At 69.5% G+C, this 24,963-nt stretch carries 18 protein-coding genes; 16 read left to right on the forward strand and 2 right to left on the reverse strand.

Annotation, left to right across the window (positions count from 1 at the left end; all coding sequences use genetic code 11):
- Nucleotides 1–114: 114 nt before the first annotated feature.
- The 8 genes from VM306_RS02870 to ndk all read left to right on the forward strand — a co-directional run bounded on the left by VM306_RS02870 (nt 115) and on the right by ndk (nt 12,966).
- On the forward strand, nt 115–1,386 hold the full coding sequence (locus tag VM306_RS02870) for a WXG100 family type VII secretion target (protein WP_325510628.1): 1,272 nt from the start codon (nt 115–117) through the stop codon (nt 1,384–1,386).
- Nucleotide 1,387: 1 nt separating this feature from the next.
- Nucleotides 1,388–2,086: an ESX secretion-associated protein EspG gene (locus VM306_RS02875; protein WP_325510629.1), complete on the forward strand. Its 699-nt coding sequence runs from the start codon at nt 1,388–1,390 to the stop codon at nt 2,084–2,086.
- A 70-nt stretch (nt 2,087–2,156) separates the two neighbouring features.
- Nucleotides 2,157–3,665, forward strand: a complete 1,509-nt coding sequence (locus tag VM306_RS02880; protein ID WP_325510630.1) for an alkaline phosphatase D family protein — start codon at nt 2,157–2,159, stop codon at nt 3,663–3,665.
- A gap of 21 nt (nt 3,666–3,686) precedes the next feature.
- On the forward strand, nt 3,687–4,934 hold the full coding sequence (locus VM306_RS02885; protein ID WP_325510631.1) for a hypothetical protein: 1,248 nt from the start codon (nt 3,687–3,689) through the stop codon (nt 4,932–4,934).
- Nucleotides 4,935–5,028: 94 nt separating this feature from the next.
- Nucleotides 5,029–10,446, forward strand: coding sequence for a pullulanase-type alpha-1,6-glucosidase (gene pulA, locus VM306_RS02890; RefSeq protein WP_325510632.1), 5,418 nt, complete (start codon nt 5,029–5,031; stop codon nt 10,444–10,446).
- Between the two features lie 49 nt (nt 10,447–10,495).
- Nucleotides 10,496–10,978: a MarR family winged helix-turn-helix transcriptional regulator gene (locus VM306_RS02895; RefSeq protein WP_325510633.1), complete on the forward strand. Its 483-nt coding sequence runs from the start codon at nt 10,496–10,498 to the stop codon at nt 10,976–10,978.
- A gap of 40 nt (nt 10,979–11,018) precedes the next feature.
- Nucleotides 11,019–12,461, forward strand: coding sequence for a DHA2 family efflux MFS transporter permease subunit (locus tag VM306_RS02900; RefSeq protein ID WP_325510634.1), 1,443 nt, complete (start codon nt 11,019–11,021; stop codon nt 12,459–12,461).
- A 94-nt stretch (nt 12,462–12,555) separates the two neighbouring features.
- A complete protein-coding gene (gene ndk / locus VM306_RS02905; RefSeq protein WP_325510635.1) occupies nt 12,556–12,966 on the forward strand; it encodes a nucleoside-diphosphate kinase in 411 nt (136 codons plus the stop codon).
- Between the two features lie 287 nt (nt 12,967–13,253).
- On the opposite strand, the gene VM306_RS02910 is transcribed toward ndk, so the two are convergent.
- The gene (locus VM306_RS02910) at nt 13,254–13,850 is read right to left on the reverse strand and encodes an N-acetyltransferase (protein ID WP_325510636.1); all 597 of its coding nucleotides are present in this window, start codon (nt 13,848–13,850) and stop codon (nt 13,254–13,256) included.
- 55 nt (nt 13,851–13,905) lie between these two features.
- Here VM306_RS02910 and VM306_RS02915 point away from each other — a divergent pair, with 55 nt between their 5' ends.
- From VM306_RS02915 to VM306_RS02930, 4 genes are read left to right on the forward strand one after another with little or no spacing between them, the layout of a single operon-like run.
- A complete protein-coding gene (locus VM306_RS02915) occupies nt 13,906–14,820 on the forward strand; it encodes an ABC transporter ATP-binding protein (protein WP_325510637.1) in 915 nt (304 codons plus the stop codon).
- Nucleotides 14,820–15,593, forward strand: coding sequence for an ABC transporter permease (locus VM306_RS02920; protein ID WP_325510638.1), 774 nt, complete (start codon nt 14,820–14,822; stop codon nt 15,591–15,593). The genes VM306_RS02915 and VM306_RS02920 overlap by 1 nt, the downstream gene beginning before the upstream one ends.
- 1 nt (nt 15,594) lies before the next feature.
- On the forward strand, nt 15,595–16,440 hold the full coding sequence (locus tag VM306_RS02925; protein WP_325510639.1) for an ABC transporter permease: 846 nt from the start codon (nt 15,595–15,597) through the stop codon (nt 16,438–16,440).
- 59 nt (nt 16,441–16,499) lie between these two features.
- Nucleotides 16,500–18,461, forward strand: a complete 1,962-nt coding sequence (locus tag VM306_RS02930) for a TIGR03960 family B12-binding radical SAM protein (protein WP_325510640.1) — start codon at nt 16,500–16,502, stop codon at nt 18,459–18,461.
- Between the two features lie 42 nt (nt 18,462–18,503).
- Here the strand turns inward: VM306_RS02930 and VM306_RS02935 are convergent, their stop codons facing one another.
- On the reverse strand, nt 18,504–19,922 hold the full coding sequence (locus VM306_RS02935; RefSeq protein ID WP_325510641.1) for a S8 family peptidase: 1,419 nt from the start codon (nt 19,920–19,922) through the stop codon (nt 18,504–18,506).
- Nucleotides 19,923–20,129: 207 nt separating this feature from the next.
- Between VM306_RS02935 and VM306_RS02940 the strand changes: the two genes are divergently transcribed.
- The 4 genes from VM306_RS02940 to rpmA all read left to right on the forward strand — a co-directional run bounded on the left by VM306_RS02940 (nt 20,130) and on the right by rpmA (nt 24,942).
- Nucleotides 20,130–20,855, forward strand: a complete 726-nt coding sequence (locus VM306_RS02940) for a TIGR03936 family radical SAM-associated protein (RefSeq protein ID WP_325510642.1) — start codon at nt 20,130–20,132, stop codon at nt 20,853–20,855.
- Between the two features lie 226 nt (nt 20,856–21,081).
- Nucleotides 21,082–24,117: a translation initiation factor IF-2 N-terminal domain-containing protein gene (locus tag VM306_RS02945; protein ID WP_325510643.1), complete on the forward strand. Its 3,036-nt coding sequence runs from the start codon at nt 21,082–21,084 to the stop codon at nt 24,115–24,117.
- 241 nt (nt 24,118–24,358) lie between these two features.
- Nucleotides 24,359–24,670, forward strand: a complete 312-nt coding sequence (rplU, locus tag VM306_RS02950) for a 50S ribosomal protein L21 (RefSeq protein WP_065913850.1) — start codon at nt 24,359–24,361, stop codon at nt 24,668–24,670.
- A gap of 14 nt (nt 24,671–24,684) precedes the next feature.
- Nucleotides 24,685–24,942, forward strand: a complete 258-nt coding sequence (gene rpmA / locus VM306_RS02955; RefSeq protein WP_089957596.1) for a 50S ribosomal protein L27 — start codon at nt 24,685–24,687, stop codon at nt 24,940–24,942.
- Nucleotides 24,943–24,963 lie beyond the last annotated feature (21 nt).

Raw genomic sequence — 24,963 nt, forward strand, 5'->3', positions numbered from 1 at the left:
TCTCGCCATCACCACGATCAAGGCAGGTGCGAAATGACACGGCCCGCGCCCAGCTGTTTCACTGAGGACAACACGCGCGCTGACGGCTTCTCCGGACATCAGATCTACGCCCAGATGACCAGTGGCCCCGGAACCGGGTCCGCGCAGCAGGCCGCGAACACGGCTTCCTCGCTGGAGACCAGCTACGCGACCATCGAGACCAGGCTCAAGCGGGTCGGCGAGACCTTGGGCGAAGCGTGGTCCGGCGCCAGCGCCGACGCCGCCCAGGCCGCCGGCAACCCGATCAACCAGGCCATGATCCAGATGCAGGACTCGCTGCGCCAGGCCGACAACTCGCTGTCCAACCAGGTCTACCAGTTCAACTACAACAAGGCGCAGCTCAAGAACATGCCGGCCAGCAAGCCCGACACGGGTTTCTGGGACGACGTGACGCCTTGGGACACCGACGCGGAAGACGCCGTCAACGGCTACAACAGCGACGAGTCGCACAACCGCAAGGTCTACAGCGAGTTCCAGAGCGCCAGCAACACCAACCGCGGCGACCTCCCCAAGGAGTTCCCCGGCGTCTCGGCCGACAACCTGAACGTCGAGATCGCCAACACCGGTGGCGACGACGGCAGGGACAAGACCGCGGACGTGAACAACACGGGGCGGCCGCCCGGCTCGTCGAACCAGTTCCCGTCGCCCACCGGCTCCCAGCAGGGGACGACCGGCGGCCAGTGGACGGGTCCCGGCGGCATCAACGGTGAGCAGACCGGCAGCACCACGACCACCAGTGGTGTCACCACCGACACCGGCACCACCCGGCCGACTGACATCACCCGGCCGACTGACATCACCACCCGGCCTCCCGTCGGCAGCGTGATCGAGCGGCCGCCGAACACCGGCCTCCCGCCCATCGGCGTGCCGACCAACCCGAACCTCGGGGGCACCAACACCGGCCGCGGGCCCGGCGGCGGCGGCAAGCTCGGCGGGCCCGGCGGCGGCAAGTTCGGTGGCGGACCCGGTGGAACCGGTGGAACCGGTGGCGGCAAGCTCGGCGGCGGCCCGGGGTCTGGGTCCGGCCGGCTCGGCGGCGGTGGCCTCGGCAGCGGGATGGGCAGCGGCAACGCGAGCGGCACGGCGGGGCAGCAGCCCGGTGGCAAGTCCGGTGTGTTCGGTTCCATGGGCGAGCACGGTCCGAACGCCGGCGCGCGTGGTGGCGCCGCGGGTGCGGCGGGCCGGGGTGGCGCTGCCGGTGCCGGTGGCATGGGCGGTCACGGCCAGAAGGGCCAGGGCGAGGACGACTTGGAGCACAAGTCCGCCGACTACCTGGTCAACGAGGAGAACACCAACGAGATCATCGGTGACATGCCGATGGTCGCGCCGCCGACGATCGGGGGGTGACGTGCTGCGGTCGTCCATCCAGCTGTCCGACCTCGCGTTCGACGTGTTGTGGAAGCAGGAGAGGCTGGGGGAGTACCACCCGGCTCTGCACGTCGACTCGCCCGGTGAGACCGAGGACGAGCGCGCGGTCATCGAGCGCGACGTCATCGGCGAGCTGCGCAGGGTCGGGCTCGACCACCCGGACGTGCGGGGCACGCTGCACCTGATCGCCAAGGCCGACGCGGACTACTCGGCGTGGATCGCCGTCACGCCGAGCGAGACCAAGCCCGTGGTCGTGGCGGCGAACTCGCAGCACGGTGTCCTCGCCGTGCACGACAGCGGGTTCGTGCAGCTGCACCCGATCCGGCCGGAGAGCGCGCCGGAGGTCCTCGCGATGCAGCTGCCGGACGTCCCGGCCGGCAAGGGTCAGTCGATCAACGTGCACGAGTCGGAGCTCAACGCGCACCAGCCCGGCAGGGCGGCGCCGTCGATCTCGCTGCGCAAGCTGCTCGCCCAGCCCCGCAAGGGGACGGCGAAGCTGTACGCGGCCAGGCGCGGCGCCGACGGCCGGCAGCGGGCCAAGACCTTCCTCACCACGATCGACTTCGAGGACGGGCGCTGGCTCGTGGTCAAGTACACCGACCAGAACCGCCAGACGTGGGTGCACGCCACCCCCGCGTCGCGCCAGATCCTCACGGACTGGCTCAAGCGCCTCACGTGACAAGCCGTGCGACGGTCGGAGTTCACCTCCGGTTTCACCCGCGGTCAGACCCGGCGGCTAGAAACCGCGCATGACCTTCGACCGTCGCACGTTGTTCAAGGCAGGCGCCCTCGGCACGGCCGCGGCGCTGGTGCCCTCGGGCATCAGCCTCGCGAGGACCGGCCGCCCGACCCTCACCCACGGCGTGCAGTCCGGCGACGTCACGTGGGACGGCGGCATCGTGTGGACGCGCGCCGACCGGCCGTCCCGGATGCTCGTCGAGGTGTCCGACGACCCGGCGTTCCGCCTCTCCCGGCGCATCCGCGGCCCGGTGCTCACGCCCGAGACCGGTGGCACCGGCCAGGTCCGCGTCAGCCACCTGCTGCCCGGCCGCACCGCCTACTACCGCGTCACGGCCGAGGACCTCGACGGCCGCACCCGCAGCGAAGCCGTCACGGGCAGCTTCAAGACCGCGCCGCTCGGCCGCGACGAGGTGCGGTTCGTGTGGTCCGGTGACGTCGCGGGCCAGGGCTGGGGCATCAACCCCGACATCGGCGGCATGCCGATCTTCAAGGCCATGGCCGACCGCGGGCCCGACTTCTTCATCCACAGCGGCGACAGCGTCTACTCCGACAACCCGATGCAGCCGGCGGTGACGCTCCCGGACGGCCGGGTCTGGCGCAACCTCGTCACGCCGGAGAAGTCCAAGGTCGCCGAGACGCTCGACGAGTACCGCGGCCAGTTCGCCTACAACTTCCTCGACGAGAACGTGAGGCGGTTCGCCTCCCGGGTCCCGGTCTTCGCGCAGTGGGACGACCACGAGGTCACCAACAACTGGTACCCCGGCGAGATCCTGGACCTCCCGCAGTACACCGAGAAGCGCGTGGACGTGTTGGCGCAGCGCGCTTTCCAGGCGTTCCACGAGTGGATGCCGATCGACCAGGCGCGCGCCGTGGACGGTCGCGTCTACCGGAAGTTCTCCTACGGCCGCAACGTCGAGATCTTCGTGCTCGACATGCGTACCTACAAGGACAGGAACACCTCGCCCAAGGACAAGCCGGGCGTGATCCTCGGCGAGAAGCAGGCGCGGTGGCTCGTCGACGGGCTGAGCCGCAGCACCGCCACGTGGAAGATCATCGCGGCGGACCTGCCGATCGGGCTCACGGTCCCGGACGGCAACGACATCGAGGGCGTCGCCAACGGCCTGCCGGGCGCGCCCAACGGCCGCGAGCACGAGATCGCGTGGGTGCTGCGCGAGCTCAAGAAGCGCCGCGTCAAGAACACCGTCTGGCTCACGGCGGACGTCCACTACACCGCCGCGCACCACTACTCGCCGGACCGCGCGGCCGTGGGCGACTTCGACCCGTTCTGGGAGTTCGTGTCCGGCCCGCTGCACTCCGGCGCGTTCGGCCCGAACACTCTCGACCCGACGTTCGGGCCGCAGGCCGTGTTCGTGCACGCCCCGCCCGCCGCCAACACCTCGCCGCTCGACGGGTTCCAGCACTTCGGCGAGGTCGAGGCGAACCGGCACGAGCTGACGGTCTGGCTGCGTGACGCGACCGGTGCCTCGCTGTGGTCCAAAACGCTCAGCGCGACCTGACGAACGTCGTAGTGTCGGTGTGTGCCCATCTCGTTCGACACCACCGGCTTCCGTCAGCTCGAGCAGACCACCTGGCAGCACTCGAGCGGTGACCAGGTCGACCTGACCTACTACGACCTGGTCCCCGACCTGCCCGCCGGGCTGGGCGACCTGCCCAAGCTCAGGCACGACCTCGCGCTGCTCCACGGCGAGACCGGCTGCCTGATCGAGGCGCACGTCGTCCAGCTCGCCGGGGTGCCGGCGCTGCTGAGAATCGTCAAGATGCCGCTGCCGAACCAGCCGCACGGGCAGGTCTTCCTCTGCTCCTTCACCGTCCCCAGGGCGAACTGCAGCGCGGTGCTGCAGATGGGGGCGATGGAGCGCGGCATGACGGGCGCGCGCGAGGCCGTGCTGGCGGCGGAGATCGGGTTCCAGAACTGGGCCCAGCCGCACCCGTACGCGCCGGAGCTGCGGGGCGTGCTGCCGTTCCACGCGGGCGACAACCCGCGCTACGACCCGAGGTTCCCCGACCACCCGTTGTCGCGTGTGCGGGCATGGGCACACCACGTCGTCCGCACGGCACGCGTGGACCCGCAGTTCGCGTCGCTGCCGCCGTTCCAGGTGCAGACGCCGCCACCGCCCCCGGTCGCGCCCGGTCAGCGCCTCATGACGGCCCTGCCCAGCCTGCCCGTCAAGAACTTCGTCGGCCTGCAGATCGGTGAGCAGACGACGTTCTGGCGGATGAGCGACCCGAAGCTCGGGGAGATGCTCGGTCGTGGCGCGATGGGCCGCTCGCCGCTCACGGACACCAGGTTCCGCGACATGCTCCTCATCGACACCGAGACGGGCGAGGTGATGATCCCCGACCGCTACACCACCGACGGCAACATGACCGCGCACGGCACCCATCTGGTGCAGGTCACGTTGCAGGAGGCGGACGCCGGGTTGTCCAACGACGACGTCGTGGACGCGTTCAAGTGGGCGGGGCGCATGGCGGGCGCGGCGGCGGAACGCGGCGAGTTCCTCTCCCTCGAACCGATCGAGCACCAGGGTGAGCAGGAGGACCCGCACGTGCTGCTCGCCGTTCAGCAGCACGAGGGGCAGCACGTCGTCGTCGCCCAGTTCTCGCCTCCGCCGTCCGAGGGACCGCTGGCGGGCTCGCCGAGCCGCAGCGCCCCGGCGACGCCCGAGTCGATCGAGGGCATCGGCGTGGTGGCCGGGATGGCCGTCAACGAATGGCGCTCGCACCCGCTTCGCCTGGCGATCACGTACCGGCGCCCGGCGGACTGACGGCAAACATTTGCAAGACCCGACGTATTGTTTCTCGCTGTTTGTCGTGGTTTCGTGCAGAAACCCTGCAAGAAGTTGCGACAAGGAGGTCGCGATGCGTCGGGTCGTCGCCGCGCTCGCTGCACTGGTTCTACTCCCCCTCACACCGGTCCAGGCCGTTGCCGCTCCACCGCAACGCCTGGCCGTGGGCGAGGTGGTGGACGTCGCGCCCGGTGTGCGCGACGGGGACGCGAGGCTCGCGTTGCCGCCCAAGCGCGACGACCTGCGGGGTGAGCGCTTCTACTTCGTGATGCCCGACAGGTTCGCGAACGGCGACACGGGCAACGACCGGGGGCGCTCCGACGCCACCGAGAACGGCTTCAACCCGGCAGACAAGGGCTTTTACCACGGAGGCGACCTCAAAGGCCTGCGCCAGAAGCTCGACTACCTCGACGGCATGGGCATCACGGCGATCTGGATGACGCCGATGTTCCTCAACCGCTGGGTGCAGGGCGGCAGCGCCGGCTACCACGGTTACTGGACCGTCGACTTCACCAGGCTCGACCCGCACTTCGGCACCACGCAGGAGATGCGCGAGCTCATCAGGGACGCGCACCGCCGCGGCATCAAGGTCTTCTTCGACATCGTCGCGAACCACACCGCCGACGTGATCAAGTACGCCGAGGGCGGGAACTCGTACATCAGCACGGGCGCGCAGCCGTACCTGGACGCCTCCGGCAAGCCGTTCGACCTCGCCGACTACGCGGGCCGCAAGGACTTCCCGAAGCTCGACGCGCAGAAGTCCTTCCCGTACACGCCGGTGAAGGACAGCCCGGCGAAGCTCACCCCTGTAGTCAAGAATCCTGGGTGGCTCAACGACTCCACGCTCTACCACAACCGCGGCGACTCGACGTTCTCCGGCGAGTCGAGCGAGCAGGGCGACTTCTCCGGCCTCGACGACCTGATGACCGAGCACCCGCGCGTGGTCAAGGGCATGAAGGACATCTTCACGAGCTGGATCGACACGCTCGACATCGACGGCTACCGGGTCGACACCGTCAAGCACGTCAACCTGGAGTTCTGGCAGGCGCTCGCGCCGCACGTGAAGCAGTACGCGAACCGCAAGGGCAAGAAGGACTTCTTCGTGTTCGGCGAGGTCTTCGACTCCTCGGCCGAGAACACCTCGAAGTACACGACCACCGGCAGGATGCAGGCCACGCTGGACTTCCCGTTCCAGAGCGGCGCGCTGAGCTTCCTGTCCGGCAAGGGGTCGCAGCGGCTCGGTGAGGTGCTCCTCGACGACGACCGCTACACCGACGCCGACTCCAACGCCTCGTCGCTGCCCACGTTCCTCGGCAACCACGACATGGGCCGCATCGCGTGGATGATCCGCAACGACCGGCCGGGCATCTCGGACGCCGAGCTGCTGGAACGCCTCAAGCTCGGCAACACCCTGATGTACCTGTGGCGGGGCAACCCGGTCGTCTACTACGGCGACGAGCAGGGCTTCGCGGGCGCCGGCGGCGACAAGCTGGCGCGCCAGGACATGTTCGCCTCCAAGACGCCGGAGTACATGGCGGAGAAGCTGGTCGGCGGCGACCGCACCGGCGCCCAGGACAACTTCAGCACCGCACATCCGCTCTACCAGCAGCTCAAGGCCCTCGCGGCGCAGGTCGACGAGGACCCGGTGTGGCGTGACGGCAACCAGGTCCTCCGCTACGCCGACGGGGACGTGGTCGCGTTCAGCCGCATCCTCGGCCGTGAGCACCTCGTCGTCGCCAACGCCGGCACCTCGCCCGCGACGGTGACCGTTCCCGTCAGTTCGAGCGCCTTCGAGAACGCGCAGGTCCAGAACGGTCGCGTCACGGTGACCGTGCCCGCCCTGTCGTCGGTGGTGCTCAAGGGGACCGGCAACGTCGCCGCGTCGAAGCCCTCACCCGTCCTGGTCGCCCCGGCTGCCGGAACGGTGCTGGACAAGCGCGTGGAGATCCGCGCGGACGGCATCGGCGCGCCCAACGCGGCAGCCACGTTCGCCGCGCGGGTCGAGGGCACGAGGGACTGGACGGTTCTCGGCACCGACGACGCCGCTCCCTACCGCGTTTTCGCTGACCTGTCGGCACTTCCGGGTGCCGCGGCGGGCAAGCGCGCCGAGCTGCGGGTCGTCGCGAAGTCGGGGGAGATCGGCGCGGACGGCGCCTTCGTGACCCTCGTGGCCGCACCGCCCGTCCAGGATCCCGGCACGAAGAACCCGGACTGGCTGGTCGTGCACTACGCACGCGACAACTACGACGGCTGGGGCCTGCACGTCTGGGGCGACGTCGAGACGCCGACCGAGTGGACGGCGCCGGCGCAGTTCGCGGGGGAGGACGCCTACGGGCGCTTCGCGTGGATCAAGCTGAAGCCGGGCGCGAAATCGGTCGGGATCATCGCGCACAAGGGCGACGAGAAGGACACCTCGGTCGACCGGATCGTCGACCCGAGCGTGACGCCCGAGGCGTGGCTGAAGCAGGGCGACCCGGCCGTGCACCCGTCCGAGCAGGTGGCCACCGGCAAGGCGGTCGTGCACTACGTCGGTGACGCCACGGGAGCGGTCGTGCGCGTTGCCGGACGGGCTGACGTGCCGTTCACGGACGGTGTCGCCGAACTGCCGCCGACCACCGACTTCTCGGTCGTGCGCGGCACGACCGTGGAGGCGTCGGGCAAGTTCACCAGCGGCCACGCGTGGGTCGCGAACGGCAAGGTGCACGCTTCGAAAGCCGCCGCCGAGAACCGCGCGGTGATCCACTACCACCGCCAGGACGGCGACTACACCGACTGGACGATGTACCACTGGACGGGCTCCGCGGAGCCGTCACCGGGCTGGACCCAGTCGCGGGTGCCGGACGGGCACGACGCGTTCGGTGTCTACTGGTCGGTGCCGCTCGCGGCCGGCGCGGCGGGGCTGAGCTACATCGTCCACCGCGGTGACACCAAGGACCCCGGGCCCGACCAGTTCCTCGACCTGGGGCAGAAGGGGAACGAGGTGTGGCAGTTGCAGGGCGAGGAGACCTACCTGCTGCCGCCGGACGCCGGTCCGGCCGCCGATGACGACCTGACCAAGGCCAAGGCGATCTGGATCTCGAAGGACAGGGTCGTCTGGGACGTGCCGTCCGTGCAGTCCGACGGCTACCGCCTCGAGTACGGCTCACGGGTGCTGCGGCTCTCGCCGACCACCGAGGCGGTGCCGGCGCGATTCCCGCACCTCGAGGGCAAGCCGGTGTTCGCCGTGCGCGGGTTCGTCGACGAGGCGTTGCGGGACAAGCTCTCCGCCGTGCACGTCGACGCGGGCGGTGCGATCCGGCACCGCACGAGCGTGCAGATCGCGGGCGTGCTCGACGACCGTTATGCCGCCGTGGCGACGAAACTGACGTTCGGGCCGGCGTTCGACCGCGACCGCGCGTCGGTCCGGTTGTGGGCGCCGACGGCCAGGAACGTGAAGCTGCGCCTGTTCGACCAGCCGTCAGGAGAACCGTCGAGGACCGTTCAGCTCCAGCGCGACGACGCTTCGGGCTCGTGGACCGGAACGGGCGACTGGAAGAACAGGTACTACCAGTTCGAGGTCACCGACTGGCAGCGCACGGTCGTCGTCACCGACCCGTACTCCGTCGCGTTGTCGGTGAACTCGACGCACTCGCAGTTCGCCGACCTGAAGGACAGCCGGTCGATGCCCGCCGGGTGGTCGGAGGACGTGGCGAAGGGCATGGGCGGCGCGATCACCGAGCTGCACGTGCGGGACTTCTCGATCGACGACCAGTCCGTCCCGGCGGCGGATCGCGGCACCTACAAGGCGTTCACGCACCGCGACTCGGTCGGCATGAAGCACCTGAGGACGCTGGCCGCGGCGGGCATGGACACCGTGCACCTGCTGCCGACGTTCGACATCGCCACGATTCCCGAGAAGCGGTCCGACCAGGCCACGCCCGCGTGCGACCTGGCCTCCCTGCCCGCCGACTCCGACCAGCAGCAGGCCTGCGTCGGCGCGGTCGCGGCGAAGGACGGCTTCAACTGGGGCTACGACCCGTTCCACTACGACGTGCCCGAGGGCTCGTACGCCACGGCGGACGCGCAGAACGGCCGGGCGCGCTCGAAGCAGTACCGCGAGATGGTGAAGTCGTTGCACGACAACGGCAACCGCGTAGTGGTGGACGTCGTCTACAACCACACGGCGGCGTCCGGCGACGCGCCGACGTCCGTGCTGGACAAGGTCGTGCCCGGCTACTACCAGCGGCTCACCCTCGACGGCTCGGTCGCGAACTCCACGTGCTGCGCGAACACCGCCACCGAGAACGCCATGATGGGCAAGCTCGTCGTGGACTCCGTGGTGCGCTGGGCCCGCACGTACAAGGTCGACGGGTTCCGGTTCGACCTGATGGGCCACCACCCGAAGGCGAACATCCTCGCGGTGCGCGCGGCTCTGGACGCGCTGACCGTGGAGAAGGACGGCGTGGACGGGCGCAGGATCGGCGTCTACGGCGAGGGCTGGGACTTCGGCGAGGTCGCCGGCAACGCCCGGTTCGAGCAGGCCACCCAGGCGAACATGGCGGGCACGGGCGTCGGCACGTTCAGCGACCGGCTCCGCGACGCGGTGCGCGGCGGCGGTCCGTTCGACGACGACCCGCGCGTGCAGGGCCTCGGCTCCGGTCTGGCCGGCGACGTGAACTCCTCGCCCGCCAACGGCGATGTGGCCGCCCGGCTGGAGAACTACAGCGACCTCGTGAAGCTCGGCATGGCCGGGAACATGGCCGGCTACCGGTTCCAGTCGACGGCCGGGCCGGTGGTGTCTGGCCGGGACGTGAACTACAACGGCTCCGCCGCCGGGTACACCGGGCAGCCGCTGGAGGCCATCACGTACGTCGACGCGCATGACAACGAGACGCTGTTCGACGCCCTGATGTACAAGCTGAAGCCCGAGACGTCCGCCGCCGACCGCGTGAAGATGCAGACGGTGGCGCTGGCACCGGTGCTGCTGGGGCAGGGGCGGCCGTTCGTCCACGCGGGCACCGAGTTCCTGCGGTCGAAGTCGTTGGACCGCAACAGCTACGACTCGGGTGACTGGTTCAACCCGTACGACCCGTCGTTGCGCGACAACGGTTTCGGCCGCGGTCTGCCGCCCAAGGCCGACAACGAGTCGAAGTGGCCGTACGCGAAGCCGTTGCTGGCCGGGCCGAAGCCGTCTGGGGCGGACATGAGGGCCTCGCTGGACGCGACCCTGGAACTGCTGCGGATCCGCCAGTCGTCGCCGTTGTTCTCGCTGGGCGACGCGGACCTGGTGCAGCAGAAGGTGTCGTTCCCCGCGGCGGAGTCCGGCGTGATCGTCATGCACGTCGACGACACCGTCGGGCCGGACGTGGACGCCGGTCGGCGTGGACTGGTGGTGGTGATCAACCCGTACCCGACGGACAGGGCCGTCACGCTGCCCGCGGGCGACTGGAAGCCTCTGACCAGGGAGAAGAAGGCGGGTGCTGCCCGTTCGGTGGTCGTGCTGGAGCGATAGTTCCGCTGAGAAATAGTTTCGTTCTGGATTAGTTTGCTACCGTGGTGTCATGGGCACGACGGGGTGTACTGACCTGATGATGCTGCTGCATCGGACGGGGCACGCGCTGGAGACGGAGCTGACGGCGAGGCTCGCGGAGATCGGACTGACTCCGCGGGCCCGCTGCGTGCTCTCCAGCGCGCTCGACGCGGACCTCACGCAGACCGAGATCGCCGACGAGGTCAGCATCGACAAGACGACCATGGTCGTGACGATGGACGCGCTCGAGTCCGCCGGGTACGCCGAGCGCAGGCCGTCGCCGACGGACCGCCGCGCCCGCGTCGTGGTCGTGACCGACCTGGGTCGCGAGATCGTGGCGAAGGCCGACGACCTGTACGACGAGGTCGTGGGCAGCGTGCTGGGCTCGTTGCCGGACGACGAGCGCGCCGGCATGGTCAACGGCCTGACGAGGCTGGTCGAGGGTCGTCTGAGCACCCCGATGCCGTGCGAGAAGCCGCCGCGCAAACGTGCTCTGCGTCATGCCATTGGGTAAGAGATAGTCCCGTACAAAACTATCTGTTACGGTTCCTCTCATGACTTCAGGGGGATCGAAGACCGACGCGCGCTGGCTCGCGCTGATCGTGCTGTGCGCGGGGATGTTGATGATCGTGCTCGACCAGACGATCGTGAACGTCGCGCTGCCCGCGATCGAGGAGGACCTCAAGTTCGGCCAGGCCGGGCTGGCCTGGGTCGTGAACGCGTACCTGATCGCCTACGGCGGTCTGCTCCTGCTCGCGGGTCGTCTCGGCGACCTGATCGGGCACAAGAAGGTGTTCCTGATCGGCCTCGGCGTCTTCACCGTCGCGTCGCTGCTGTGCGGCCTGTCGCTCAGCGCCGAGATGCTGATCGTGTCCCGTTTCGTGCAGGGCGCGGGCGGTGCGCTGGCCACGTCCGTGACGCTGGGCATGGTCGTGACGATGTTCCCCGAGCCGAACGAGCAAAGGCGCGCCATCGGCGTGTTCAGCTTCGTCGCGGCGGCGGGCGTGTCCCTCGGCCTGTTGCTCGGCGGTGTGCTCACCGACGCGATGTCGTGGCACTGGATCTTCTTCGTGAACATCCCGATCGGCATCGTGGCCGCCGTCGCCGCCGTGCGCCTGGTGCCCGACTCGGTCGGTCTCGGCCTGCGCGAGGGCGCGGACGTCCTCGGCGCGCTGCTGATCGTGGCCGCGGTGATGCTCGGCGTGTACACGATCGTCAAGGCGGAGCACTACGGCTTCGGTTCGGTCCACACGCTCGGCCTGGGAGCTGTCGCCGTGGCCCTGCTGGCCGGGTTCGTGATGAGGCAGAAGACCGCCGCGAAGCCGTTGCTGCCGCTGCGGGTGTTCCGCTCTCGCAACGTGACCGGCGCCAACCTCGTGCAGATCTCGATGGTCGCGGGCATGTTCGGCCTGTTCTTCCTCGGCACGCTGTACATGCAGCTCGTGCTGCGGTACACGCCGCTGCAGATCGGCCTGGCGTTCATGCCGGTCGCCGGCGCGATCGCGGTGTTCTCGGTGTCGCTGTCGGCCCGCCTGAACACCCGCTTCGGCGAACGCAACATGCTGATCGTGGGCCTGCTGTTCATGCTGACCGGCATGGTGGTGTTCACGCAGGTGCCGGTCGACGGCTCGTACGTCGCGCACATCCTGCCCGCGGTGGCACCGCTGGGCATCGGCCTCGGCCTGTCGTTCCCGGCCCTGATGACGCTGGCGATGTCCGGCGCCTCGCACGACGAGGCCGGCCTGGCGTCCGGCCTGGTCAACACGACCGCGCAGGTGGGTGGTGCTCTGGGGCTGGCCGTTCTGGCGACCACCTCGACCACCTACACGTCGTCGCTGCTCGCGTCGGGGGTGGGCCGGTCGGAGGCTTTGACCTCCGGGTTCCACCTGGCGTTCTGGATCTCCGCCGTGCTGGTGGCGGTGGCCCTCGGCCTGGCGGTGTTCGTGCTGCGGCAGGTCGCCGTCGACCGTGACGCCCAGCCGGTGCTCGTGCACTAGCGGTCGGCCGGTTCTTGGCGCTCACGTTGCGCACTGCGGCAGGCGCTACCCTGTCCGCACATCCCGTACCTGTTCTCCGAGGAGTCGTACCGTCGTGTCCGAGCGCACCCTGGTTCTCGTTAAGCCCGATGGCGTTGAGCGTGGTCTCGTTGGCGAGGTGATCGCCCGCATCGAGCGCAAGGGCCTCAAGCTCGCCGCCCTGGAGCTGCGGACGGCCGACCGCGCCACCGCCGAGCAGCACTACGCCGAGCACGACGGCAAGTCGTTCTACGCCGACCTGGTGGACTTCATCACCGGTGGGCCGCTGGTCGCTCTCGTTGTCGAGGGCACTCGGGCCATTCCGGCTTTCCGTCAGCTCGCTGGGGGTACCGACCCCGTGGAGAAGGCGACCCCCGGCACGATTCGCGGCGACTTCGGGCTCGAGGTGCAGTACAACCTGGTGCACGGGTCGGACTCGCCCGAGTCGGCTGAGCGGGAGATCAAGATCTGGTTCCCGAACCTCTGATTTCTGATCTTGTCGGACCCCCTGAGTAGGTTGAGTTGCAGGGGTTCCCAGGTCGGGGGGACGCCTGCGTCAGCATGCGTCCCCCTTCTGCGTTCGCGGGTTCCTGGTGCGTTGCTCCCCTGGGGCTCTGCCCCCGGACCCCGGCAATCTGGTCGGGGGGACCGCGCCGCTGGCGGGTTGATGGCACGCCTGGTGCGTTGGGCGGCTTGCTGTTTCGTGGTCTGGTTGCGTTGCGGTGGGGAGCTTCGCTCAAGAGCTTCTTGCCGCTCGGCTTCGCCTTCGCTTGATCAGGTGGTGGCTTGTCTGCGTGGGCTTGAGCCCAGGCCGCCTTCCCTCGATCCGTTGAGGACTGTCCCTTCCGGATAGCCGAGCGGCAGGTACATCCAGACGTCGTCCCACCGTTCGTTTCCCACTGCGATCGCGTTCGGCATTCGTCCGCACTCCCGGAAACCGATGCTCTCGTACAGTTCGATCGCTCCGTGGTTGTTGCCGCGCACGCCCAGCATCGCGATCTCGAACCCCGCCGTTCTCGCGTTGTCGACCAGTCCCAGCATCACCAGTCGGCCCAGGCCCAGGCCGCGTGCCGACGGGTGGGCCATGATCTGCTGGATTTCCACGCGGTGCCGGAAGACGGCTGTGCCGCCTCGTCGCCACAGGCCGACGGCTTGGATTTCACCGTCCACAACGGCGGTCACGAAGGCCGCGTCGCCGTTGCGGACCTGTTTCAGGACGCCGTCCAGCCAGGTGGAGATGCGGTCTCGCGTCGGGGGCTCGTGGTAGCCGACTGCGCCGCCTGCTGCCACCACGTCGTGCACCACTCGGTGGATTTCGGTGCGCTGCTGGTCGGTGGCTTCTCGCAGCCATCGCAGGTCGGCTTCCGGCATGGGCTGATCGTAATTGCGTCGAAAAGTGTCGGACCTGTTGGCTAACGTCGGGGCGGTGGAGAACCTCGTCGAGGCCAAGGCTCTGACCAAGCACTTCGGGACGTTCGAGGCCGTGCGCGGCATCGACGTCGAGGTGCGGCGGGGGGAGGCGTTCGGGTTCCTGGGGCCCAACGGGGCCGGGAAGTCGTCGACCATGCGGATGATCTCGTGCGTGTCAGGGCGGACCGGGGGAGATCTCTCGGTTCTCGGCATGGACCCCGGGAGAGACGGGCCCAGGATTCGTGCCCGGCTCGGGGTGGTGCCGCAGCTCGACAACCTCGACACCGAGCTGACCGTCCGGCAGAACCTGCAGATCTACGGGCGGTATTTCGGGATGTCCCGGGCCAAGTGCCGGGAGAAGGCCGAGGAGCTGCTCGAGTTCGCTCAGCTCACCGACAGGGCCGACCACGAGGTCGAGCCGTTGTCCGGGGGTATGAAGCGGCGGCTGACGATCGCCCGGTCGCTGGTCAACGACCCCGAGTTGCTGCTGCTCGACGAGCCGACGACCGGGTTGGACCCGCAGGCCCGGCACCTGTTGTGGGACAGGCTGTTCCGGTTGAAGCAGGACGGCGTCACGCTCATCATCACCACGCACTACATGGACGAGGCCGAGCAGCTGTGCGACCGGCTCGTCGTGATGGACGGCGGGCGGATCGCCGCTGAGGGGTCGCCCAGCGAGCTGATCAGCCGGTACTCCACCAAGGAGGTGTTGGAGCTGCGGTTCCAGCCCGGGGCGGAGAAACCGGACCTGGAACGGTTCGCCGAGAGAGTCGAAGTGTTGCCGGACCGGCTGTTGCTGTACACGCAGGACGGGGAGCACACGCTCGCGGAGGTGCACGAGCACGGGGTCCAGCCGGTGCAGAGCCTGGTGCGGCGCAGTTCGCTGGAAGACGTGTTCCTGCGGCTCACCGGCCGGACGTTGGTGGACTGATGGAGACGTTGAGGGCCTCCTGGTTCGGGTTCGAGAAGTCCTGGACGTGGTACCGGCGCAACTGGCGGGCCACGGCGGTGTCGAGTTTCGTCACGCCCCTGCTGTTCCTCGTGGCGCTCGGGCTGGGGTTCGGGTCGCAGGTGCGGTCGACGGCGTTGATCGGGGGCGTGTCGTACCTGCAGTACCTCGCGCCCGCGCTGGTCGTGGTCACGGCGGTGCAGGGCGCGACCTTCGAGTCGACGTACCCGATCATGTCGCAGTTCATGTGGCAGAAGTCGTTCGTCGCGATGGTGGCCACGCCGATCACGCCGGCGCAGGTGCTCTACTCGCAGACGATGTGGATCGGCTCGCAGCTGTTCCTCCGGTCGGTGGTGTTCGTGGTGATCGCGGCCGCGCTCGGTGCCGCGGCGGGGCCGGGGATCGTGCTGGCCGTTCCGCTCGCGACGCTGACCGGGCTGGCGTTCAGCACGCTGCTGGTCGCCTACAGCGCGACGTTGGAGAAGCCGGACGCGTTCAACAACATCTTCCGGTTCGTGATGATGCCGATGACGTTGTTCACCGGCGCGTTCTTCCCGGTCAGCCAGCTGCCCGAGTGGCTGGTGCCCGTGGTGTGGCTGACGCCGTCGTGGCACGGCATCGAGCTCACGCGCGGTTTGACGTTCGGGACGATGGGTTTCTTACCGGCGTTGGGGCACATCGCGTACCTCGGCGCGTTGGTCGCCCTCGGCCTCGTGCTCGGCGTGAAGTTCTTCCACCGAAGGCTGGCGGTGTGACATGACGCAGACACTCGATCGCGCCGATCAGGCGAAACCCGCCAGCGTCGGGCTGCTGTGGCGCGTGATCCCGCCGGGGCTCTACGGGCGGCGGGCGAGCATGCTCGTCGAACGGGCGGCGGTGGTGAACCGGCGGGCGTGGTTCGTGCTGGTCGGCGGGGCCTTCGAGCCCCTGCTGTTCCTGTGGTCGCTGGGGCTGGGCTTCGGTCAGATGGTGTCGTCCGTGGCCGGGCCGGACGGGCGGCCGATCAGCTACGCGGCGTTCGTGGCGCCCGCGCTGCTGGCGGCCAGCGCGATGAACGGGGCCGTGTTCGACGCGACGTTCAACGTGTTCTTCAAGTTCAAGTACATCAAGCTCTACGACGCGATGCTCACGACCCCGATGGGGCCTATGGACATCGCGATCGGTGAGATCTCGTGGGCGCTGCTGCGGGGCGGGCTGTACTCGGCGGGGTTCCTCGCCGTGATGCTCGGGATGGGCCTCATCGCCTCGCCGTGGGCGTTGCTGGCGTTGCCGGTGGCGCTGCTGGTGGCGTTCGCGTTCGCGGCGGTGGGCATGGCGGCGACGACGTTCATGCGGTCGTGGCAGGACTTCGACCTCGTGCAGCTCGCGGTGCTGCCGTTGTTCCTGTTCTCGACGACGTTCTACCCGCTGTCGGTCTACCCGGGCTGGCTGCAGGCCGTGGTCAGCTGGACGCCGCTCTACCACGCCATCGAGCTGATGCGCGGGCTCACACTGGGCGTCGTCGGCTGGGGCATGCTCGGCCACCTCGCCTACTTCGCCGTGCTGGCGGCCGTCGGGACGGTCGTGGCGGCGCGGCGTCTGGGCAAGTTGTTGCTGGACTGATGAGACCCCGTTCTGGCACGCGATTCGGCCGCGTCCGTGCGGGGCCGTACTCTGGTCGTGTGAGTGTCGAGTCTGTTTTCCCCAGGTTGGAGCCACTGCTGCCGCGGATCTCGAAGCCGGTGCAGTACGTCGGCGGGGAGCTCAACGCGACCGTCAAGGACTGGGACGCGGCGTCCGTGCGCTGGGCTTTGATGTACCCCGACGCGTACGAGGTCGGGCTGCCCAACCAGGGCGTCATGATCCTCTACGAGATCCTCAACGAGCTGCCGGACGTGCTCGCGGAGCGCACGTACGCCGTGTGGCCGGACCTCGAGAAGCTCATGCGTGAGCACGACGTCCCGCAGTTCACGGTGGACGGGCACCGCCCGGTGAAGGCGTTCGACCTGATGGGCATCAGCTTCGCCACGGAGCTGGGCTACACGAACATGCTCACGGCGCTCGACCTCGCCGGCATCCCGCTGCACGCCGCCGACCGCACCGAGGACGACCCGATCGTGGTCGCCGGTGGGCACGCGGCGTTCAACCCGGAGCCGATCGCTCAGTTCGTCGACGCGGCGGTGCTCGGCGACGGCGAGGAGGCCGTCCTCGAGATCACCGAGATCGTCAAGAACTGGAAGGCGGAGGGCAGCCCCGGTGGCCGCGACGAGGTCCTGACCAGGCTCGCCGAGACCGGTGGCGTGTACATCCCGCGCTTCTACGACGTGGAGTACCTGCCGGACGGCCGCATCCAGCGCGTCGTGCCGAACCGCGACCGCGTGCCGTACCGCGTGTTCAAGCGGACCACGATGGACCTCGACGCGTGGCCGTACCCGAAGCAGCCGCTGGTGCCGCTCGCCGAGAGCGTCCACGAGCGGATGAGCGTCGAGATCTTCCGCGGCTGCACGCGCGGCTGCCGCTTCTGCCAGGCCGGCATGATCACCCGCCCGGTGCGCGAGCGGTCCATCGAGGGCATCGGCGCCATGGTCCAGAAGGGCCTGGAGGCGACCGGGTTCGAAGAGGTCGGCCTGCTGTCGCTGTCGAGCGCGGACCACAGCGAGATCGCCGAGATCACCAAGGGCCTCGCCGACCGCTACGAGGGCACGAACACGGGCCTGAGCCTGCCGAGCACGCGCGTCGACGCGTTCAACATCGACCTCGCGAACGAGCTGTCCCGCAACGGACGGCGCTCGGGCCTCACCTTCGCCCCCGAGGGCGGCAGCGAGCGGATGCGCCGCGTCATCAACAAGATGGTGTCCGAGGAGGACCTCATCCGGACGGTGTCGGCCGCGTTCTCCAACGGCTGGCGGCAGGTCAAGCTGTACTTCATGTGCGGCCTGCCGACCGAGGAGGACGAGGACGTCCTGCAGATCGCGGAGATGGCGAAGAACGTCATCCGCGCCGGACGCCAGGCCAGCGGCCGCAACGACGTCCGCTGCACCATCTCGATCGGCGGGTTCGTGCCCAAGCCGCACACGCCGTTCCAGTGGGCCGCGCAGTGCGACCCGGACACGGTCGACGACCGCCTGCGCAAGCTCCGCGAGGCCGTCAACGCCGACCGCAGCCTCGGCCGCAACATCGGCATGCGCTACCACGACGGCAAGCCGAGCCTCATCGAAGGCCTGCTCAGCCGCGGTGACCGCCGCATCGGCAAGGTCATCGAGGCCGTGTGGCGCGACGGCGGCCGGTTCGACGGCTGGAGCGAGCACTTCTCCTACGACCGCTGGACCGCGAAGGCGGCGGAGCAGCTGGAACCGCTCGGCGTCGACCTCGCCTGGTTCACCACCCGCGAGCGCGAGGAGCTGGAGGTCCTGCCCTGGGACCACCTCGACTCGGGCCTCGACAAGGAATGGCTCTGGGCTGACTGGCAGGACGCGCTCGACGAGCGCGAGCAGGACGACTGCCGCTGGACCCCGTGCTTCGACTGCGGTGTCTGCCCGGCCATGGGCACGGACATCGAGGTCGGTCCGACGGGCCGCAAGCTGCTGCCGATCTCACCGGTCGGTGTCGGCTCGCCGGTGAAGAACCCGTCGCTCACGCCGTAACCCCCGCACGAGCAGAGAGGTCAGGGCCCGCGAAAGCGGGCCCTACTTCGTCACGGCGGCCAGCGCGTCCACGAGCCCGTGGCCGTAGAACGAGTTGTACTCCGAGTAGCCCGTGCAGAACGCGTCCTGCACACCCGTCCCGTTCAAGTCGTAGTCGGCGGGACACGCCAGCGTCTCCGCCTGCGCGTTCAGCATGCGGCCCAGCGACACCGCGTCGGTGTCCGGGTGCACGGACGCGATCAACGCCGCCACCCCGGACGCGTGCGGGGCCGCCATCGACGTGCCGCACGAGTAGTCGTAGCCGCTGGGCACGGTCGAGAGCACGCACCCGCCCTGCGACCGCGTGCTGCCGCCCGGCGCCGTCACGTCGATCGCGCCCAGCCCGTACGAGCTGTACCCGGCCTTCGTCTTCGTCGACTCCACGGCCGACACGCCGACCACGTTCTTGAGCTGCACGGGCAGCACGACGCACGTCGAGTCGACTGGACGCGTCTGCGCGTCACCGTTCGTCGGCGAGACCGAGTCACGGCCGGGACGGGAGAGGTCGGCCGCGTTGTTGCCGGCGGCGGCGACGTTGAGCACGTTGCGCGAGGTGGCGTAGTCGACGGCGCGGCGTACGGCCTCGTAGACCACGCGCTGACCGGGCTCGCTCTGGCACGTGAACAGGTACGGGTCGATGAAGTAGCTGTTGTTCGTGATGGTCATGCCCTGCGCGGCGGCCCACATGAACCCGCACACGGCGTACTCGGGGTAGATGAACCCGTCGTCGTCGACGACCTTCACGGACGCGATGCGCACGCCCGGCGCGACCCCGGTGGTGCCCCTGCCGTCGTCCGCCGCGGCGATGGTGCCGGCGACGTGCGTGCCGTGCGCCGAGGTCGTCGGGGTCCACGCGGTCGGCGCGGTGTCGGGCTTGCCGGTCAGGCAGCCGGCGGAGAGCTCCGGGGCCAGGGCGTCGGCCAGGTCGGGGTGGCGTGCGTCGATCCCGGAGTCCAGGACGCCCACGACGACCGACTTGGAGCCCGTGGTGATCTCGTGGGCCTCGGGGGCCTTGATGAGATCCATGTCCCATTGTTCGCCTGAGCGCAGTCCTGACGGGCGGAAGAGCTCGGTGTCGTCCTTCTTCCGCTTCGGCGAGCGCTTGGTGATGCTCTCGGCCTGGGCGCTGTACGCGCGCTGCGGGCCGATCATGCCGAGGAATCCCGGGTCGGGGGAGGTGGCCACCGCGACCCCGATCTCGGGGTAGTAGACGGTGGTCGTCCCGCAGGCCTCCGTGATCTCCGCGTTCGCTGCCTCAGGGGTCGTGAACTGCGAGAACACCACGAGGTAGCGCAGGACGGGACCCGGTTGGATGCAGGCGCGGGAGTTCGGCTCCGCACCGGCGGTCGCGGTCGCGGTCAGGCACCCCGCCGCGAGCAGCACGGTCATCGCCGCCGCTCTGGCGCGGTGGAGCAGAGGCACCAGTGACCTCCAGGTAGGCAGGGCGTCCAGTCAGCCGGACCGTAACCACGCGCAACGATCTAGACAAGCTGAACGTTCTGAATCAGGTTCACGGTACCGTCCTACCGGACGAACAGCCTGCGCCGATGGGACCGCTCACCCGTCGGAACACCTCATTGGGGAGCACCACTGAGCCGCCACCAGCCCAACAACCCGTCTGCCGCAGCCGTGCAGAAACTGCGCCTCCGCTACACCAAGCGGGGGAGACTGCGGTTCACCTCGCACCGCGACATCGCTCGCACGTTCGAACGTGCGCTGCGCAGGGCAGGCGTACCCATGGCGTACTCGCAGGGATTCAGCCCTCACCCGAAGGTGTCGTGGGTCGGCGCGGCGCCGACCGGCGTCGCCAGCGAGGCGGAGTACGTCGAGGTGTCCGTGGTCGAACGGGTCGACCCGGCGGCGTTGAAGATCGCGCTCGACGAGGCGCTGCCACCCGGCATCGACGTCGTCGACATCGTCCAGGCGACCGGGGGCAACCTCACCGAGCGCATCGACGCGAGCGAATGGCGCATCGAGCTGGACGGGATCGAGCCCGACGCGCTCGCCAAGGCGGTCGACGCCCTGCTCACTGCTGACAAGGTCGAGGTCGAGCGACTCACCAAGGACGGCAAGCGGATCATCGACGTGCGGCCCGCAGTCGTGTCGGCACTGGTCGAAGCCCGTTCGAGCGATGCCGGACACGATGGGGCCGCATTGTCACAACCGTGTGGGATACTCATGACGGTCGTGCGGCAGGTAACGCCTACCGTCCGACCCGACGACGTGCTGAATGCGCTTCGTGTCGTCGCCGATCTCGTGCCGCCGGTACCTGCGAGAGCAACCCGGATGGCGCAGGGACGGCTCGACGACGAAGGCAGGCTGGTGGACCCGCTCCAGCAGGACAAGGAGTCCTGACGAGCGCAGACGGTGTCTGGTTGGTCTGGTCCGGTCTCATCGCAAACAGGAGGAGCGACGCTGACAGAGGCGTCGTCGTGGGACCTGCGTAAGCGTGCGCCCCGTGAGGCGCCACGCCACTGCGCGCGAGGCAAGGATTCCTGCCGCGAGCAGCGGCGGAGAGAGACAAGAGAGGCCCCTGCGCGGCCGCGTCCTCACGGGACGCGCCCGGGGGTGGAGGAGCTGCATGTCGAACACGGAAAAGCCTGCCGGTGCAACCGGCGGGCAGGGCGTGCTTGCCGCACGCCCTGAACTCGCGGACCTGCCCGAGAAGTTGCGGGTGCACGCGCTGGCGAAGCTGCTGGATGTGAGCAGCAAGGACGTGATGACGGCGCTGGCCGACCTCGGTGAGGTCGCCAGAAGCGCGCAGTCGAGCGTCAGCCGCGACGTCGCGCTGAAGGTCGCCGAGACCCTCGTGGACTGGGACGACGTGGTCACCGGTGAGGTCACCGAGGACTACGAACCCCCGGCGGTCCCGGCGTTCGAGGCCCCGGCGCTCGCGCCGGTCTTCGCGCCTCCGACGGCGGTCTTCATGCCGCCGCAGCCGATCGAACGGCCCAAGGCCGCGGCCTCGCCGTTCGTCGTCGAGGAGGAGCCCGCGGAGGACGAGAAGTCCATCGGCGAGATCGCCGCGGACGAGCTCGACGCCGCGGAGGCCGAGGCTGAGAGTGAGGACGAGGCCGACAGCCGTCGCCGTCGTCGTCGCGGCCGCCGTGGCCGTGGCCGCGGCAAGGGCACCGAGGGCGAGGGCGGCACCGACGAGGCCGACGAGGCCCAGGCGGAGGACGCCGAGGCCACGCAGGAGGCCGACGCCGCCGACGAGACCGAGGACGAGGGCGACGAGGGCTCGACCCGCCGCCGTCGCCGTCGCCGCCGCCGGAAGATCGGCGCCGACGACGAGGTGACGTCCGAGGACGACCCGCCGAACACCGTCGTGCACGTCCGCGAGACGCGGGACGCGCGGGACGACAAGGCCGACTCCGAGGCCGCGCAGAGCGAGGTTCGCAGCATCCGCGGCTCGACGCGCCTGGAGGCCAAGCGCCAGCGCCGCCGTGACGGCCGCGAGGCCGGCCGCCGCCGCGCCCCGGTGCTGACCGAGGCCGAGTTCCTGGCCCGCCGCGAGGCCGTGGCCCGCACGATGGTCGTCCGCGAGCGCGGCGACCGCACCCAGATCGGCGTGCTGGAAGACGGCGTGCTGGTCGAGCACTTCGTCACGTCGTCGGGCTCCGGCTCGATCGTGGGCAACGTGTACCTCGGCCGCGTGCAGAACGTGCTGCCGAGCATGGAGGCCGCGTTCATCGACATCGGCCGCGGCCGCAACGCCGTGCTCTACGCCGGTGAGGTCGACTGGGACGCCGCCGGTCTCGAGGGCAAGTCCCGCAAGATCGAGCAGGCGCTCTCCAGCGGCGACTCCGTGCTCGTCCAGGTCACCAAGGACCCGGTCGGGCACAAGGGCGCGCGCCTCACCACCCAGATCAGCCTCCCCGGCCGCTTCCTGGTCTACGTGCCGGGCGGCGGTGCCACGGGCATCAGCCGAAAGCTGCCGGACAACGAGCGCAAGCGCCTCAAGGACATCCTCAAGAGGGTCGTCCCCGAGGACGCCGGCGTGATCATCCGCACCGCCTCGGAGGGCATCTCCGAGGAGGAGCTCGGCCGCGACGTCACGCGTCTGCAGGCGCAGTGGAAGGTCATCAAGGAGAAGTCCGAGAGCACCTCCACCAAGGCCCCGGCGCTGCTCTACGAAGAGCCGGACCTGCTGGTGAAGGTCGTCCGCGACCTGTTCACCGAGGACTTCGCCCAGCTCGTCGTCCAGGGCGACGAGGCGTGGGACGTCATCGACAGCTACGTCCGCCACGTGGCGCCGGACCTGCAGGACCGCCTGAAGAAGCACGTCGGCAACAACGACGCGTTCGTCGAGTACCGCATCGACGAGCAGCTGATGAAGGCGCTCGACCGCAAGGTCTGGCTGCCCTCGGGCGGCTACCTGATCATCGACCGCACCGAGGCGATGACGGTCATCGACGTCAACACCGGCAAGTTCACCGGGTCGGGCGGCAACCTCGAGGAGACCGTCACCCGCAACAACCTGGAGTCGGCGGAGGAGATCGTCCGCCAGCTCCGGCTGCGCGACATCGGCGGCATCATCGTCATCGACTTCATCGACATGGTGCTCGAGTCGAACCGCGACCTGGTGCTGCGCCGCCTGACCGAGTGCCTCGGCCGCGACCGCACGCGTCACCAGGTCGCCGAGGTCACCTCGCTGGGCCTCGTGCAGATGACCCGCAAGCGGGTCGGCACGGGCCTGCTGGAGGCGTTCAGCCAGACGTGCGAGCACTGCCGCGGCCGTGGCGTCGTCGTGTCCACCGAGCAGATGCACTCGCACGGCGGTGGCAACGGCGGCGGCCAGCAGCAGGCGCAGCAGCAGAGCGGCGGCCGCAAGTCGCGCCGCAACAAGGGCGGCGGCGACCAGGCGGCGGAGACCACCGAGGCCCTCGAGGTGTCGGTCGAGGCCCCCGAGGCGCCGGTCGTCGAGCCCGAGGCCGTCGAGCCGGGCGAGCCCGAGGACATCACCGAGGACGTGGTCGCGGCCGACCAGGAGCACGAGGGCCCCGGCCGTCGCCGCCGCCGTCGCCGCGGTCGTGACAAGGAGCCGCAGGCCGTCGTCGACGCGGTCGTGGTCGAGGAGCAGGCGCTCAACGGTCACGTGCCGCACGAGGTCGCCGAGGACCCCGAGCCGGTCGAGACCGACCCGGTGGTCGAGCCCGTCGAGCCCGAGGTGATCGAGGAGACGGCCGAGGAGCTCGTCGAACCGGTCGCCCCGGAGCCCGAGAAGCCGGTCGCGACCGGCCGGATCGGCGCGCAGCAGCCCGCCGTGACGGGCCGGATCGGCGCCCAGCAGCCGGTCGTGACCGGTCGCATCGGCGCCCAGCAGCCCAAGCCGGAGGCCGAGCCCGAGCAGGAGGCCGTCGAGGCCCCGCAGCCGGTCGCGGCACCCGAGCCCGTCGTGCAGGCCCCTGCGGCCGTCGTGGAGCCCCCCGCGGCCCGTCCGCGGCGTCGTGCGGCCAAGCGCCCCGCGGGTGCACCGGCCGCCGAGACGCCCGCTCCGGTGGTCGTCGAGGTGCCGAAGCAGCCAGAGGTCCAGATGCCCGCACCGGTGGTCACCACCACCCGCAGGCGCCGCGCCGTGTCGCGGCCCGCGGGACCGCCGGTCCAGGAGGACTGATCACGAGGAAGTGAGACCGGGGTCGCCTGCGGGCGGCCCCGGTTTTGCCTTGTGAGGGACCGCACAGCCTGCGGAAACGTGATCAGGGCACCCCGGTTTGCTCCGGCAGTACCCACTCCCGTAACCTTGTCGACGGCCCGCCATCCGACGGGTCCTGTCGTGTGCCCCCTCTGTTGGTTTCCTTCGCAGACGGGTTGGCGCGCGGCCCGTCACCATCGAGTAGCAGGAGACTTCCGTCCTGATGTACGCGATCGTCAAGACCGGCGGCAAGCAGTACAAGGTCGCTGTCGGCGACATCGTCGAGGTCGAGAAGCTCGAGGGCGAGCCGGGCACCGAAATCTCCCTCCAGGCGCTGCTCGTGGTCGACGGCACTGACGTCACCGCTGACGCGGACGCCCTGGCGAAGTTCTCGGTAACCGGCAAGCTGGTCGAGCACACCAAGGGCCCGAAGATTCGCATCCACAAGTTCAAGAACAAGACCGGCTACCACAAGCGACAGGGTCACCGTCAGAAGCTGACCCGTGTCGAGGTCACCGGCATCACCGGTAAGTGAGGACCTGACTTCTCATGGCACACAAAAAGGGTGCATCCAGTTCCCGCAACGGCCGTGACTCCAACCCCCAGTACCTGGGTGTGAAGCGGTTCGGCGGTCAGGTCGTCAAGGCCGGCGAGATCCTGATCCGCCAGCGCGGCACCAAGTTCCACCCCGGCGTCGGCGTCGGCATCGGCAAGGACGACACGCTGTTCGCCCTGCAGCCGGGTTCGGTGGAGTTCGGCATGAAGCGCGGTCGCAAGACCGTCAACATCGTTCCGGTCGCGGTCTGAGGACCGTTTCCGCGACGTAGT

It is taken from the genome of Lentzea sp., assembly GCF_035525475.1.
Taxonomy (GTDB): Bacteria; Actinomycetota; Actinomycetes; order Mycobacteriales; family Pseudonocardiaceae; genus Lentzea.

Coding starts and splice junctions, on each gene's coding strand:
- VM306_RS02895 (WP_325510633.1), top strand. CDS start 10,496: ATGGGCACGACGGGGTGTACTGACCTGATGATGCTGCTGCATCGGACG.
- VM306_RS02910 (WP_325510636.1), bottom strand. CDS start 13,850: ATGCCGGAAGCCGACCTGCGATGGCTGCGAGAAGCCACCGACCAGCAG.
- VM306_RS02900 (WP_325510634.1), top strand. CDS start 11,019: ATGACTTCAGGGGGATCGAAGACCGACGCGCGCTGGCTCGCGCTGATC.
- VM306_RS02880 (WP_325510630.1), top strand. CDS start 2,157: ATGACCTTCGACCGTCGCACGTTGTTCAAGGCAGGCGCCCTCGGCACG.
- pulA (WP_325510632.1), top strand. CDS start 5,029: ATGCGTCGGGTCGTCGCCGCGCTCGCTGCACTGGTTCTACTCCCCCTC.
- VM306_RS02945 (WP_325510643.1), top strand. CDS start 21,082: ATGTCGAACACGGAAAAGCCTGCCGGTGCAACCGGCGGGCAGGGCGTG.
- VM306_RS02870 (WP_325510628.1), top strand. CDS start 115: ATGACCAGTGGCCCCGGAACCGGGTCCGCGCAGCAGGCCGCGAACACG.
- VM306_RS02925 (WP_325510639.1), top strand. CDS start 15,595: ATGACGCAGACACTCGATCGCGCCGATCAGGCGAAACCCGCCAGCGTC.
- rpmA (WP_089957596.1), top strand. CDS start 24,685: ATGGCACACAAAAAGGGTGCATCCAGTTCCCGCAACGGCCGTGACTCC.
- VM306_RS02920 (WP_325510638.1), top strand. CDS start 14,820: ATGGAGACGTTGAGGGCCTCCTGGTTCGGGTTCGAGAAGTCCTGGACG.
- rplU (WP_065913850.1), top strand. CDS start 24,359: ATGTACGCGATCGTCAAGACCGGCGGCAAGCAGTACAAGGTCGCTGTC.